Here is a 13,799-nt window from a genome sequence, read left to right as displayed (position 1 = left end):
ATCAAGAAATAGCTATGATAAAGTCAAAATGAAGAAAATTCTTCAATTATTATTATTATTGAAGAATTAAAAGCATTTTAAACAGAGGAGGCTCAATTATGAACGTTTACAAATTTGGAAAACTAATGAATGAGGAACTATTAGCCGAAATACGTGAAAAAATTACTTTTGTTGACCACGATCCAGACTATGGAGAAAGACTGTTTTTTGATAATTCAGGTGGTTCTTTACGATTAAGAGAGGCTATTAAAATTAAGGGGAAAATCGACTCATTACCAGATTGTCCTGAAAGGTATCATCAAAGAGCAATAGATTTTAATAGCATTATGGACAGATGTACTAAAGATGTATTAAATGTAATGTTTGGGGCAAAGTCTGGTTCCCTAATTACCGATTTAACTGCATCTCAATCAATGTTTAAAATGGTTTCAACTGTTATTGAGAATGTTGAAGGAACCAATGCTGTCACTACTAATATCGAACATCCCTCTGCTTATGATGCAGTAAAATTCTATTGTAAAAAGAACAATAAAGAATTTAGGGTCGCTGAAGCAAATGTTCATACAGGGTTTGTTGACCCTGAATCAATCACCGAAAAAATTGATAAGGATACAATTTTGTTAAGTGTAATAGCGTCAAGTAATATTTCAGGAAATATAATGGATCTCGAGAAGATTATAAAAACAGCTAGAGAGAAAAAGCCAGATTTATATATTATTGTCGATGCCGTGCAGCACATGCCACATGGAACTCTCAATGTAGAAAAGCTCGGTATAGATGGAGCAAACTTTGCACCATATAAGTTTATGGCATCAAGAGGAATTGGATTTGCCTATGTTTCTGATAGATTATCTAAACTTTCACATCAAAAACTGTATGCAAAGGATGACAGTGTTTGGGAACTCGGTTCACCTACACCTGCTTTATTTGCATCCATGTCCGCAGTTATCGATTATATATGCTGGTTAGGTTCATATGACAGTATAGGAGACAAGTCTAGAAGAGATTTGTACCTTAAGGGTATGGAAAAAATAGTCTTACATGAAAGAGCACTGCTGCATAGACTACTTGAAGGAAGTGATAAAATTGAAGGATTGAGACACATGGATAAGGTAAAAGTTTTTGCAGATTATCCAGATTTGACGAAAAGAGACCTCATTGTTGCAATTGGAATTGAGGGGAGAGATTATGAACAACTTAGAAAAGATTATCAGGATAGAGGAGTTACTGTATACGAACGTGTCAATACTAGTGTTTATTCCAAACGTATACTAGAAGCGATTGGCTTAACAGGTGCTATAAGAGTTTCCCCTTTCCATTGTCATACAGTAGTGGATATCGATAAATTTTTATCTGTAACAAAAGAATTATCTGTCACTAGAGAATTGGCAAATTCATAAATTATGGGGAGGGCTATTAATGAAGAAAAAATTAGGGCTCGGTACAAAAGTTTTTATTGGATTTTTAATTGGTATTATACTAGGTTTAATTTTTAAAGAAAAAATACTAATCGTTAAACCTATTGGAGATATCTTTTTAACACTAATTAAAATGATTGTTGTCCCACTTATATTCTTCTCCATAACTTCTGGGATCTTTAGTATTGGTGATGTCCAAAAATTAAAGAGGATCGGAACAAAAACTTTAGTCTATTATATTGGAACGACATTATTAGCTGGTGCTATCGGCCTTCTAGTTGCACACTTATTTAAACCTGGAAAAGGAATAAATATAGCTAATATAGAGGCCTCATCTGAATTTAAAGCTTCTGAAATTCCTTCTTTTGGAGAAACGATATTAGGTTTATTTCCATCAAATCCTGTACAGGCTCTTTCAGAAGGGAACCTGATGCAAATTATTATCTTCTCCTTGTTCTTAGGTATCTCCATCGTATTAATCGGAAACAAATCCGAAACTCTTAAGAAGTTTTTTGATGAGGGTACCGAAGTAATGTATAAGATGACGGGTATCATAATGGCATTTTCTCCTATAGGTGTAGCTGCGTTAATGGCTTGTACCATTGGTGAATACGGCTTGAAAATATTTGGACCTTTGGGCAAATTTATTTTAGTTGACTATATAGGCTTGATCTTTGTAATCATTTTGATGTACCTATTTATGTTAAAATTCATCGCTAAATTTCCGATATCTAAGTTTTTCAAATCAATCGGTAAGATTTGGATAGTGACTGCAAGTACAACAAGTAGTTCCGGAACTTTACCCGTTACCATTTCTGTTACCAAAGAAGACTATAAAGTAAAAGAGGAACTAGCACAGTTTACACTTCCTATTGGAGCAACTATGAACATGAATGGTGCCGTTGTGTATTATGCTGCTGCAGTCATATTTGTATCCCAAATATATGGAATTGAAATGCCATTAAGTCAACAATTACTTATTATTTTAATGACTACATTAATATCCGTTGGATCCCCTGGCATTCCTGGCGGTGGTATTGTTATGACAATTATGTTGCTAACTACATTAGGACTGCCAATGGAAATCGTTGGAATGATCGCTGGTATTTACAGGATAATAGACATGGGGCACACTACCTTAAATGTTACTGGTGACGTAGTAAGCACATTATGTATAGCACGTAGTGAAAATATGATTGAAGATGAGTATCTTAAACCTATAGATAAGGTTGTTAATAAAACGAACGCATTATAAAATAATAATTTACTAAATTAATCATAAAAAAAGGGTTGTAAAAAATTTATTTTTTACAACCCTTTTTTTATTAATACATCCCAAACTGACTGATATGTTTATTAATTCTTTCTAACTTTTCCTCACTTTGAATAACTGTTGCTCTACTTACATGTGTACATATTAATTCGGCTAAAAATAATACCGGCGTATAAGAGTTGAAGAAAGCATTACTATCCACTGAAACTAAAAGTAAAACATCAGCAAAATGTGCTATGGGTGCTGTGGCTTTATCAGTAATGATCACAACTTTTGCATTGGCCTCATTTGCCATTTTAGCTGCTGCAATGTCTACTTCAGAGTATCTCGGAAATGAAAAAATAATGACACAATCATCCTTACTACAGGAAGCTAAGGTATCAAACGGTGTAAATGAATTAGTACTATTAATAACTATATTATCAATAATCTGATTAAGAAATACTCCCATTATCTCCGTCAAACCAGTTCTAGCTCTACTACCTAAAATATAAACTCTTCTAGCATCAATGATATGATTTATTGCTTTGTTGAATTCTGCAGATGAGTTTTTCTCTGATATAGAGAAAATATTTTTTTCAAGTATTTTCAAATTATCATTTAATAAATCTGATTGTTTAACTTTATCATAACTCAGCTTTAATCTTTCAGAAGGTATGGTAACATCATCAGATATTGCCAAACTTCCTTCATAGCACTGTTCTCTTAGATACTTTTGAAAATCACTATATCCAGAAAAGCCTAATTTTTTAGGGAATCGGATAATCGTTGCATTGCTAACATTTAACCTATTAGCCAATTCTATTGACGTTACAAGACACGCATCTGTTAAATTACTTAAAATATATTCTGCTATTTCTTCTTCTTTTTTTGTGAGCTTGGAGTTACTTATAATTGTTTTTAAGGACTTTTGTGATGAATCCATCTAATATACCTCCATATTCCTCTATTGGTTATTATATAAGAAATTAGAATTATTAAAAGCATGAAGCATTTTTATACCATGATTAACAACCTAAAAAAATCAAATCAACTTTGGTCAATCCATTATTCTTCCTAAGTGATTCGTAAAGGGATTAAGGAACTTAACCTATCTCACAAAAGGTCTTAGTCTTTCCTAAGCTATTCTTAATCAAAGTAAAATCAAATTAAGAAAAATGTAAAATTGCCATATATAGTGACTTCTATTCTATACCCATTGGAATAGGAAACCCTAGCCAGCAATGCAAGATTTAATTTAAATTGTAATAGCATAAATGAACGTGGTGTGGGCTTCCACAGTCAGAAGAAAATTCAGCCATAGATACACAAGCAATTTGATGTTTCATCTATTTGAGGAATTTGTATTTAATTGAATAACGTTCGGCTGCCGGAATAGATGTAGCATGTGGTGGCCTTGGAGGACCTCCTGAAACGATGAAGTCACTAATTGAAAATGGTATCCCGAATAAAGACGTAGCAGAAAAATGGAGTGTATAGGTATTTAGAAAAACAGTAAAAATGAAGAAATCCAGCTGACCTTTTATGAAGTTAGCTGGATTTTAAAGCACTTAAATAATATATATCATCTCCTTCATTTACATTTTAATGTAAATGAAAAGGAGATTTTGAATAATTTCTAAAAGAGGTAATGCAATGGATCACCCTATTCAAGAAAAAGATGCAGACAAGCCCATGATCTTAAATGATAAGTAACTCCCTTTTCAGTGTATGAATATTTACATTAAAAAGGGGGTATGTTATCCTTATATTAACATAAACTGAAAACAGCCCCATGCGCTAACATGAGGCTGACAACTAGCAAGAGTGGTTGGTCACAACTAACTTAATTAATCGTCAGAAGAAGAACCATTGCCATCTTGGGAGGATGAGTGGTTCTTTTTCCGTTTCTTGGCGAACACAGACAGGATGAGGCTGGTTGCTACTGCAACAAAAATCTCTTTACCCATATCCGTAATTAAGTTCAATAAGAAATGAATCATACGGCCACCTCCTTCCCCATCTATCAGTAGATGGAAAAGCAAAATGTGACCTACCACTCTATCCTCAGTTGTCCCTCTATTTTATCACATTTTTCACGATATGGTAATTATATGAAAAAGGAATGGAATAAAAAAGAGGGCTTGCATCTTTTTGACGCCTGTTTCGCTTTTTAAAAAAGGGGATTATCCATTGGATAATCCCCTTTGCTGTTTACGCTTCTTCACTCATTATGAGAGGGACTGTTTTCCCTTCATTGACGTTGATCAATCCATGGTCGGTTATTTTCAGGGCCGGGCTGACTGGAAGCGATAAGGTGCTTAATGACATGATGACATTATAATGTTCGTAGCCTAACGATTTAAGTGCATCTGTCAGATGCTGAACCTGTCTGGATACGATGTCCATTGGCTCTTCGGAAAGGATCCCCCCTACCGGAAGCGGAATCATGGATAGGACCTTGCCGTCTTCAACGCAGCAGACTCCGCCTTGCTTCCTTATGACTTCGTTAGCGGCGATCATCATATCCTGCTTATTATGGCCAATCACCAAAAGATTATGGTTATCATGCGAGTAGGTGGTGGCGACCGCTCCACGCTTCAAGACATCGCCGGTGATCAGCCCATGCGCGCGATTACCGTTTTTCCCATATCGTTCGAATGTGGCGATTAGGCCATAAGGGCTTTCTTCCCAGCATAATTGACCATTCTTCCCATCTAAACGATCATGGGTTTCAGATGTGAAAGTGGAACCATTCTGTACGTTTATGATCCGGCACTTGCTGCTATCAAGCTTATCCGGAATTGTGATGGTAAAATCATTTTCCGTAAGTTCCGCAAGCTTCACACTTTGATAGAAATGCTCAGGAAATTGTCTTTCCTTCACTTCTTGTACATATGGCCGTGAAGATTCATAAACGAGCTCGCCTGTTTTGTATACTTGTTCAATTTCAAATGTTTCCAAGTCCGATAGCAGCAGGAAATCTGCCGTTTTTCCAGGTGCAATGGCCCCCCGGTCATACATCCTCATCCGCTGTGCAGGTGTATAGGTGCATGCATAAATCGCTTTTTCCGGAGCCATCCCCATTTGAATCGCTTTCTTTAAAAGGACATTCAAATGTCCCCTGTTTTGGAAAGAGTCGGTCATGACATCATCGGTGACAAAGCAGAAATGCTCATCCACTTGATTTTCCTTCAAGTAATCTATCACTTCTTCAGTCATTGATTTTTCTTGGATCTCAATGAACATCCCGGCAGCGATCCTCGCATCCATCCCTTCCACGGTCTGGTGCGTATGATCTGAATTCACTCCGGCATAAACAATCTTCTGCAAGTCCAAGTCGAGCAGCTTTGGAACGTGCCCCTCTATGATCAGATCTGGATAACGGGAACGGATATGGGACAAAATCTGATTCGTTTTGCAATCAGGATCGGTTATGACCTCATAGTAATTCATGATCTCGCCGAGACATTTAATGTCCTCCGTTTGCATCAATTCATCTATATCCTCTATTTCGATAGAACCGCCTGTTGTTTCCATCGATGTGGCAGGAACGGAACTCGGAATGGCATAAAACATATCCGCTACGCACTCTTTACTCGCTTTGATCATTTCCTTCACACCGGAAATTCCGAAAACATTGGCCATTTCATGCGGTTCCGGCACGATCGTCGTCACGCCATTCTTGATTAGCCCGTAGGAAAAAGTCGCTGGCGTCACCATCGTACTTTCAATGTGGAGATGGATATCGATCAGTCCGGGAACCATATACTTCCCTTGCCCATCGATGATTCGATCCGGCTCGAAGGCATCCAATTCACGTTCTCCAATATAATAGAACTTTCCATCCTTGATGGCGGCATTCCCTTTAATAAATCTTTTAAAATAGCTGTTAAACACGTTGATATCTCTTACAAGCATATCCATTCGCATAACTTACCCTCCTAAGCTAGTCAACAAGCACCATCTGGTTTTTCGGAATTTCAAGGATGATTTCCTGACCCGTCCGATAGGATTCCGCCATTTCCTTGTTCACGGTGAAATCCCCTATTGGAGTTTCAACGACATATTGATAGCTTCTTCCCAGATAGGTACTTACCTTAACCCGGCCAGGTAAACTATTTTCCTGAATGGCTCCAGTGTTATCTTTTTCCCTGATCAACAGATCGTCCGGCCTGATGGCGCCTACTTTTCCCGTAGTATTGGTCATCTGTGCATCCTTTTGCAGCACGAATGAGTATCCGGATTTGCTCAATTCAATTTTACCGTCATGATCTGTCCGCTTATCGAAGTCAATGAAGTTCTTGAAGCCGATGAAGTCCGCGACAAATTTGGTTTCCGGATATTTGTAAATGGTCGCAGGGTCACTAAGCTGCTCGATGATCCCTTTATTCATGATCGCCACCTGGTCGGATATCGAAAAGCATTCTTCCTGGTCATGGGAAACATATACGGTTGTAATCCCCAGCTCTTGTTGGATACGGCGAATCTCGACCCTCATATTCACCCTTAAGTTGGCATCAAGATTACTCAATGGCTCGTCAAATAATAGGATGTCCGGTTCAATCACAAGCGCCCTGGCAATCGCAACCCGCTGCTTTTGGCCTCCGGAAAGCTCTTGGGGGTATCTCTTTTCAAACCCTTTTAAATTAACGATCTCCAGCACATTCATTACTTTTTTTTCGATTTCACTTTTGGAATTCTTTCTCAGACGGAGACCGAATGCAATGTTATCGAATATCGACAAATGCGGGAATAATGCATAGTTTTGGAACACAAAGCCAAAATTCCGCTTGTTGACGGGCACTTTCGTATAGTCCTTTTCCTTGAATAAAAACTTCCCTTCGTTCGCCTGTAAAAACCCGGCAATTAAACGCAGGGTCGTCGTTTTCCCACAGCCGCTCGGGCCAAGAAGGGATACCAGTTTCCCTTTTTCAATCTCAAGATTGAAATCTTTTAATATATTCTGTTTGTTATATGCTACAGATACATCTTGTAAAGTGAATAAAGCCATCCATCATTACCTCCTTATCGTTTTGTGAAATAAGACAATCCCATGAGCCGTTCTACTATAAACATGAAGAAAGCCGTTATGAACATGAGTAATACGGAAATGGCCGAAATGGTAGGATCGAAATAGTTCTCTACATACGTCAGCATCTGAATCGGAAACGTACTTACCCCAGGGCCTGTCATATAAACTGAAATGTCCACATTATTGAAGGATTCCAAGAAGGCGATCATGATAGCCGCAAGAATTCCTGATTTTATATTCGGAAGGACGACTGTAAAGAACGTGCCCAATTTACTGGCGCCGAGACTCTCCGCCGCTTCTTCAATGGAAAAGTCAAAGTTTGATAAGCTTGAAGAAATCACGCGGATGATGAACGGCAGCATGATAACAGTATGTCCCACAAACAGTGCCGCATAAATCGGAAGCTGATAAGCCCCCACAATATAACGTAAAAACGCAAAGCCAAGCACAATTCCAGGTATTAATATGGGAGAAACGAAAAAGGCATTAATTACGCTTTTCCCTTTGAAATCAAACCGGCTCAATGCATAGGCGGCCGGCACTCCCAGTAACAGTGCCAAAAGGTTGCCTGCCAGTGAAACTAGGATGGACGTTTTAAAAGCGACCAAAAACATTTCCACATTAAAAATATTTTCATACCATCTTAAAGAAAACTCTTCTGGCGGGAATTTCAAAATATTTCCGCCTTCGAATGACGTAACGGATATGATCAGCAAAGGCCCTAGTAAAAAAAGGAACACCAGGATAGTAAACAGGGCCAATCCTCGATTTTTTTCCTGCATACACCTCTACCCCTTTGGATTTAATTTTTTTGCCAAACCGTTCATGATCGATATGATAAGGACGGTCACCGCAATCATGATGGTAGCGACAATCGATGCCACTTGCCATTCGTTCAATGTAATCGCGTTTTGATAAAGAAATGTCGAAATGACCCGCTGTTTCCCACCTAATAAAGCAGGCGTTGTATAGGCCGTGAAGCTCCCTACAAATACCAGGATGCTGCCAATGACCAAACCTGGGACCGAAAGCGGGATGATCACTTTTGAGAATACGGCCAACCTTGATGCTCCAAGGCTCTCCGCCGCTTTCAATAGATCCGTTTCGATGTTCTCCATCACACCCACCAGCGTCACGATGATCAATGGCAGGAATAAATGGACCAATCCGATGATGATGGCCGTAGGCGTATACAAAATATCCAGCGGCTTTTCAATCAAGCCCATGCCCATAAGCAATTTATTCACCACACCGTTTTTACCGATGATCACCATCCAGCTGAATGAACGGACCACAGGGCTTGTCAATAGCGGGAAGATCGTCAGTAAAAGCATGATGGCTTTTTTTCGTTGTTTCAGTTTGGAAATATAATAAGCTGCTGGAAATCCTAATAGTATGCAAATGATTGTCGTGAACAGACTCACCTTAAGTGTCGTCAGCAGAATTTCAATAAAGTATCGATCTTGGAAAAAATCGAGATATCCTTGTAAGGAAAAGCCGCCGCTTTCATTAAAGAATGTCGTGCCAATCGTCATTAGGATCGGAATGATCATGAAAATCGTTAAAAATAGAACGCCTGGAAACAGCAACAGGTATAAATAGCGTTTTTTCACCTCGGAACCCCCTGTCCGTTTTATTTATGAATTGATTATGCGAATGAACAGGTCGAAAAACGCTTCCGCATCGACATCCAGACAAACATGCGCATTTGGCGGCTTCATCAGCCTATTTTGAAAGTCGCAAACCATCTGTCCGTCACAAAGCTCACTCTTTGTTTCAACATCCACATAATATTCTTCTCTGGTGACAAGATCTTCTTGCAAAGCAATGGCAACAGCCAATGGATCATGCATCGCACAAGCCCATATACCGTTACGTTCAAAATACCTTTTCCGATAATCTGATGTACTTTCCCTTATATAGTCAGCAAGTGCATCGTTTTGAATCAATTGGATATGCTCTTCACCCAATAGAACCTTTCTCGTGACATCAAGACCAACTTGCGTGATGGATGTAAATCCCGCCTGTAAAACGATTTTGGCAGCTTCCGGATCGACATACGTGTTATATTCGGAGGTTGGCGTGACATTGCCAACCCCTTGAACGACTCCTCCCATGAAAATGACTTCTTTTACGAGCTTGGTGATTTGCGGGCACTTTTTCACCGCCAATGCCAAATTCGTAAGCGGCCCCGTCATGACAAGCGTCACTTCACCAGGAAAATTCAAAATGGAATTGATGATGAAATCAGAAGCAAATCCATCATCTGGCCGCTTTTTGACTGGCACATCCTTCAAGGCTCCGCCAATCCCGTCTTCGCCATGGATCCGGTGTTCAAAAAAGGGGCTCCTGATAATTGGGCTATCTGCCCCCTTTATGACTGAAATGTCCTGTTCACCCAATAAATCCAATATTTTGCATGTATTCAATGTGGCCGTATCAAGCGATACATTCCCGTTCACTGTCGTTACCGCCAATATGTCGAATTGACGGCTTTTCACAGCAAGAATGATCCCGATCGCATCATCTATTCCAGTATCCACATCAAGAATCATTTTTTTCTTCATCAAGCACACCTCGTTTCTTTCTTAGTGTGTAAGTTCACGATTCCAACGATCGATCCATTGTTTAGAGTCTTCATTTACAAACTTCATGTCCAATACACGCAGGCTGTTAATGACGTCATCCCCATAGGTTAAGCCTTTCGCTTCCGTTTCAGAGAGCTTGACTTCGGTATTGACAGGAGAATCCACTTTCGCTTTCGCTGATTTTTCCTGAACTTCCTTGCTTAAGATGTAATTCATGAATTCGCCGGCCAATTCCTTTTGATCGCTGGCTTTAACGATATTCACCGTGTTCATCACTGCATAGCCGCCTTCTTCAGGGGAAATGAACTTGGCATTAGGAACGGCTTCCTGTAAATCGCCAAAATACATTTCCATGATCGGACCTGCAGCGATTTCCCCTTGCGAGAACATGTTGACGAACTCTGATGTTTGCCCATATTCCTTAACCGCATTCGGCATGATCTTTTTCATTTGATCGAAGGCTTTATCTTCATTGAATTCTTCACTTCCGCTAACTTTTGAAGCGGCATCCAAAAACATCGGTCCAGTTGTTGAAGTGATGGACGGAATCGTGATCTTCCCTGCCAAATCCTTGCTCCAAAGATCTTTCCAAGAGGTGATCGGCTTACTCACTTCATCGGGATTATAGGCAATGCCAAATTGTGCAATCGTATAAGCTGGTCCAAAGTCATCGCCATTCGGCGCTTTTGCTTTGTCGTAAATATGGTCAATATTCGGAATTTTGCTATGGTCCACTTTCTCAAATAACCCTTCATCAATGCCCTGTTGTGCATAGTAGTCGGATAAATAGATAACATCCACATCGCTATTCGCTTGGCGTACTTTGTTCAATCGATCTGCATTATTTCCGGAATCAACGACAATCTCGACATTGTGCTCCTTTTCAAATGGCTCATATACTTCCGGACGGAAGAAATCATCGGCGAATCCCCAAGTGGAAACGACTAATTTGGCTGGTTTTCCCTTTCCATCCTCTTTTGAAGAGCATGCAGCTAACACTAATGTGAAAAGCGATAACATCATCAATATTTTTTTCATCATTCAAACCTCCAAGTTTATATTGTTTAAAATTTCCTTTTTACTGATATAAATGTAAAAAAAGACAATCTTAAATAGAATTTAAATTCTACCCAAGATTGTCTTTTCTTTGTAAACAAAGATAAAACTTATCATTTGGTTCTCTAGTGGCGTTCCCTCCAGATAAATCCGTAGGGAAATCCATTTATATGATTATATGGTTTTTTCCTTCAATACGATATTGGTGAATGCCAGCTGCGTTGCTGAGTCATAATCCCTCAGGACAGCTTCAATATCCCAATTCGTTTGCGTTTCCAGCTTTTGTTTCAGTTTCTTTTTATAAAGCAGGGACATATGGAAGTCAACCTCCTGCTTCAGGCTGGGAACTTCCCCTTCCAAAGCCTCAGAGCGCGGGGCCCGTCGATGTTTGGCCTGGAATGTAATCACATTCTGCTCAACAGTAACCTTCAGCAGCGTCGTACCAAAGCCGAACAATTCCTTCGATACCTCATTATACATATGAGAAAGCAATTTCTTCGTTTCGTTAGAGTTTATCGGTAAGATGACTATCACCTGCCAAACTATCGTTTGAGGTAATTATATATACTTTTTCTTCATTGCACAAGATAATATTCGGATTTCGCACAAAAAAATGTTTTTTTTTAATCAAATAGTACATTTACTCATCAATACACGAATTATAAAAATAAGCATATGGGGATTTCAATATAATCATATAACTTTTTCCTTGCCAACGAATGGCCATGCGATTTCCTGTATTGAAAACTTTTTCAGAGAAATCAGCGCAAGGTTGAAAACAATTGATATAACCTTGCACCTCATTGAAAACGCTCTCATCTGGATTTAATATAGCTAGTATAGAGCGAACAAAAAATAGAGAGTATCAAAGGCTCGTTAAATGAGGGAGGAATTATTATGAAGAAAGCTTTTGAGAAAGCGCAGCAATTCGGTAAATCTTTTATGCTCCCGATTGCCGTTTTGCCAGCGGCCGGTTTATTGCTGGGAATTGGCGGTGCTCTTTCCAATCCAAATACAGTTGAGGCCTATCCTTTTTTAGACTTTGCTTGGCTGCAGGCCATCTTCACGATCATGAGTTCTGCAGGAAGCATCGTATTCGGAAACTTGCCGGTCATTTTTGCCGTAGGTGTTGCAGTAGGATTGGCACGTTCGGATAAAGGGACCGCTGCACTTGCAGCCATGATCGGCTACTTCGTCATGAACAGTTCAATAAATGCACTGCTTCAAATAAACGGGGAACTTGCCAAAGAGAACTTGGCAGGTGCCGGACAGGGAATGGCGGTCGGGATCCAAACACTGGAGACCGGTGTGTTTGGCGGTATCGTAGTAGGTATCGTTGCCGCACTTTTGCACAATAAATTTAATAAAATTCAGCTTCCGCAAGTTTTAGGGTTTTTCGGTGGTTCCCGTTTCATTCCGATCATCGTTTCCTTCGCATCCATCTTGGTTGGAGCCGTGCTTTTCATCGTGTGGCCTTATTTCCAACTTTTCATAAACCAATTAGGTGCGCTGGTAACGAGCACGGGTACGATCGGGACTTTCTTCTACGGTTTCATATTACGGATGCTCGGGCCCTTAGGACTGCACCATATTTTCTACCTTCCCTTCTGGCAAACAGCTTTAGGCGGAACGATGGAGATAAAAGGGCAGATTGTAAGCGGAACCCAGAATATCTTCTTTGCACAATTGGCCGATCCGACTACCGTCAAGTACTATGAGGGTGTTTCCCGGTTCATGTCCGGACGGTTCATCACGATGATGTTTGGTTTACCGGGTGCGGCTTTGGCCATTTATCACTGCGCTAAACCTAAAAATAGGAAAGTCGTGGCCGGCTTGCTTCTTTCAGCTGCCTTGACCTCTTTCTTAACAGGCATCACCGAACCGCTTGAATTCAGTTTCTTATTCGTCGCCCCGATCCTTTATGTTATTCATGCCTTGTTTGACGGGCTTGCCTTCATGATGGCAGATATATTCAATATAACGATCGGTCAAACCTTTTCTGGAGGATTTATTGACTTTACTTTATTCGGGATACTCCAGGGAATCAGTAAAACAAACTGGATTTATGTACTGCTCGTCGGCATTCCATGGTTTTTCCTATACTACTTCACCTTTAAATTCTTGATCAGGAAGAAGAATTTGAAAGTGGTCGGCCGTGAAGATGATGAACAGGCCGCCGTTACACAAGTAACCGCATCAGAAAGAACCCAGACCATCATCAATGGTTTAGGCGGACAGGAAAATATCGATGTAGTCGATTGCTGTGCAACCCGTCTGCGTGTCACGGTAAAGGATGAATCATTGGTGAAAGAAGACGTCATTAAACAAACCGGCTCAAAAGGCGTCGTAAAAAAAGGAAATGGCATTCAAATAGTATACGGTCCCCAAGTGACGATCATCAAAAATGAAGTGGAAGAATACTTGGGTCATTGAGAACATAGATAACGATA

At 39.7% G+C, this 13,799-nt stretch carries 12 protein-coding genes; 3 read left to right on the top strand and 9 right to left on the bottom strand.

The window, feature by feature from the left end; genetic code table 11:
* Window positions 1-98: 98 nt before the first annotated feature.
* Together ACQKNS_RS09680 and ACQKNS_RS09675 are read left to right on the top strand one after the other, a co-directional pair.
* Window positions 99-1,400, top strand: coding sequence for an aminotransferase class V-fold PLP-dependent enzyme (locus ACQKNS_RS09680; protein WP_427642416.1), 1,302 nt, complete (start codon window positions 99-101; stop codon window positions 1,398-1,400).
* Window positions 1,401-1,419: 19 nt separating this feature from the next.
* Window positions 1,420-2,673: a dicarboxylate/amino acid:cation symporter gene (locus tag ACQKNS_RS09675; protein ID WP_427642414.1), complete on the top strand. Its 1,254-nt coding sequence runs from the start codon at window positions 1,420-1,422 to the stop codon at window positions 2,671-2,673.
* A gap of 70 nt (window positions 2,674-2,743) precedes the next feature.
* Here the strand turns inward: ACQKNS_RS09675 and ACQKNS_RS09670 are convergent, their stop codons facing one another.
* The 9 genes from ACQKNS_RS09670 to ACQKNS_RS09630 form a co-directional block, all read right to left on the bottom strand.
* Window positions 2,744-3,616, bottom strand: coding sequence for a MurR/RpiR family transcriptional regulator (locus ACQKNS_RS09670; protein ID WP_427642412.1), 873 nt, complete (start codon window positions 3,614-3,616; stop codon window positions 2,744-2,746).
* Between the two features lie 904 nt (window positions 3,617-4,520).
* Window positions 4,521-4,673 (bottom strand): hypothetical protein, encoded by a 153-nt coding sequence (locus ACQKNS_RS09665; RefSeq protein ID WP_155726505.1) that lies wholly within the window; start codon window positions 4,671-4,673, stop codon window positions 4,521-4,523.
* Between the two features lie 211 nt (window positions 4,674-4,884).
* The gene (locus ACQKNS_RS09660) at window positions 4,885-6,603 is read right to left on the bottom strand and encodes an adenine deaminase (RefSeq protein WP_427642410.1); all 1,719 of its coding nucleotides are present in this window, start codon (window positions 6,601-6,603) and stop codon (window positions 4,885-4,887) included.
* Window positions 6,604-6,619: 16 nt separating this feature from the next.
* Entirely contained in the window at window positions 6,620-7,684 is a 1,065-nt protein-coding gene (locus tag ACQKNS_RS09655; protein WP_427642408.1) for an ABC transporter ATP-binding protein, read from the bottom strand.
* A gap of 14 nt (window positions 7,685-7,698) precedes the next feature.
* Entirely contained in the window at window positions 7,699-8,487 is a 789-nt protein-coding gene (locus tag ACQKNS_RS09650) for an ABC transporter permease (RefSeq protein WP_427642406.1), read from the bottom strand.
* Between the two features lie 6 nt (window positions 8,488-8,493).
* On the bottom strand, window positions 8,494-9,318 hold the full coding sequence (locus tag ACQKNS_RS09645) for an ABC transporter permease (protein ID WP_427642404.1): 825 nt from the start codon (window positions 9,316-9,318) through the stop codon (window positions 8,494-8,496).
* 24 nt (window positions 9,319-9,342) lie between these two features.
* Complete coding sequence (locus ACQKNS_RS09640; RefSeq protein ID WP_427642402.1) at window positions 9,343-10,272, bottom strand: nucleoside hydrolase; 930 nt, start codon at window positions 10,270-10,272, stop codon at window positions 9,343-9,345.
* 21 nt (window positions 10,273-10,293) lie between these two features.
* Window positions 10,294-11,331 carry an ABC transporter substrate-binding protein gene (locus ACQKNS_RS09635; protein ID WP_427642400.1) on the bottom strand — a complete coding sequence of 346 codons (1,038 nt, stop codon included), beginning with the start codon at window positions 11,329-11,331 and terminating at the stop codon, window positions 10,294-10,296.
* A 192-nt stretch (window positions 11,332-11,523) separates the two neighbouring features.
* A complete protein-coding gene (locus tag ACQKNS_RS09630; protein ID WP_427644147.1) occupies window positions 11,524-11,829 on the bottom strand; it encodes a DUF2294 domain-containing protein in 306 nt (101 codons plus the stop codon).
* Window positions 11,830-12,246: 417 nt separating this feature from the next.
* On the opposite strand from ACQKNS_RS09630, the gene ACQKNS_RS09625 reads away from it, so the two are divergent.
* Entirely contained in the window at window positions 12,247-13,782 is a 1,536-nt protein-coding gene (locus ACQKNS_RS09625) for a maltose/glucose-specific PTS transporter subunit IIC (RefSeq protein ID WP_427642398.1), read from the top strand.
* Window positions 13,783-13,799 lie beyond the last annotated feature (17 nt).

Source organism: Peribacillus sp. NPDC094092, assembly GCF_050279365.1.
In the GTDB taxonomy this organism is placed as follows: Bacteria; Bacillota; Bacilli; order Bacillales; family DSM-1321; genus Peribacillus.
Note: the sequence above shows the minus strand (reverse complement) of the source record. Positions and strands in the feature narration are given on the sequence as shown.

What these genes read in the sequence shown, in the direction of transcription:
- ACQKNS_RS09665 (WP_155726505.1), bottom strand. Translation starts at nt 4,673, where the DNA reads ATGATTCATTTCTTATTGAACTTAATTACGGATATGGGTAAAGAGATT.
- ACQKNS_RS09635 (WP_427642400.1), bottom strand. Translation starts at nt 11,331, where the DNA reads ATGAAAAAAATATTGATGATGTTATCGCTTTTCACATTAGTGTTAGCT.
- ACQKNS_RS09640 (WP_427642402.1), bottom strand. Translation starts at nt 10,272, where the DNA reads ATGAAGAAAAAAATGATTCTTGATGTGGATACTGGAATAGATGATGCG.
- ACQKNS_RS09630 (WP_427644147.1), bottom strand. Translation starts at nt 11,829, where the DNA reads ATGTATAATGAGGTATCGAAGGAATTGTTCGGCTTTGGTACGACGCTG.
- ACQKNS_RS09650 (WP_427642406.1), bottom strand. Translation starts at nt 8,487, where the DNA reads ATGCAGGAAAAAAATCGAGGATTGGCCCTGTTTACTATCCTGGTGTTC.
- ACQKNS_RS09655 (WP_427642408.1), bottom strand. Translation starts at nt 7,684, where the DNA reads ATGGCTTTATTCACTTTACAAGATGTATCTGTAGCATATAACAAACAG.
- ACQKNS_RS09625 (WP_427642398.1), top strand. Translation starts at nt 12,247, where the DNA reads ATGAAGAAAGCTTTTGAGAAAGCGCAGCAATTCGGTAAATCTTTTATG.
- ACQKNS_RS09660 (WP_427642410.1), bottom strand. Translation starts at nt 6,603, where the DNA reads ATGCGAATGGATATGCTTGTAAGAGATATCAACGTGTTTAACAGCTAT.
- ACQKNS_RS09670 (WP_427642412.1), bottom strand. Translation starts at nt 3,616, where the DNA reads ATGGATTCATCACAAAAGTCCTTAAAAACAATTATAAGTAACTCCAAG.
- ACQKNS_RS09675 (WP_427642414.1), top strand. Translation starts at nt 1,420, where the DNA reads ATGAAGAAAAAATTAGGGCTCGGTACAAAAGTTTTTATTGGATTTTTA.
- ACQKNS_RS09680 (WP_427642416.1), top strand. Translation starts at nt 99, where the DNA reads ATGAACGTTTACAAATTTGGAAAACTAATGAATGAGGAACTATTAGCC.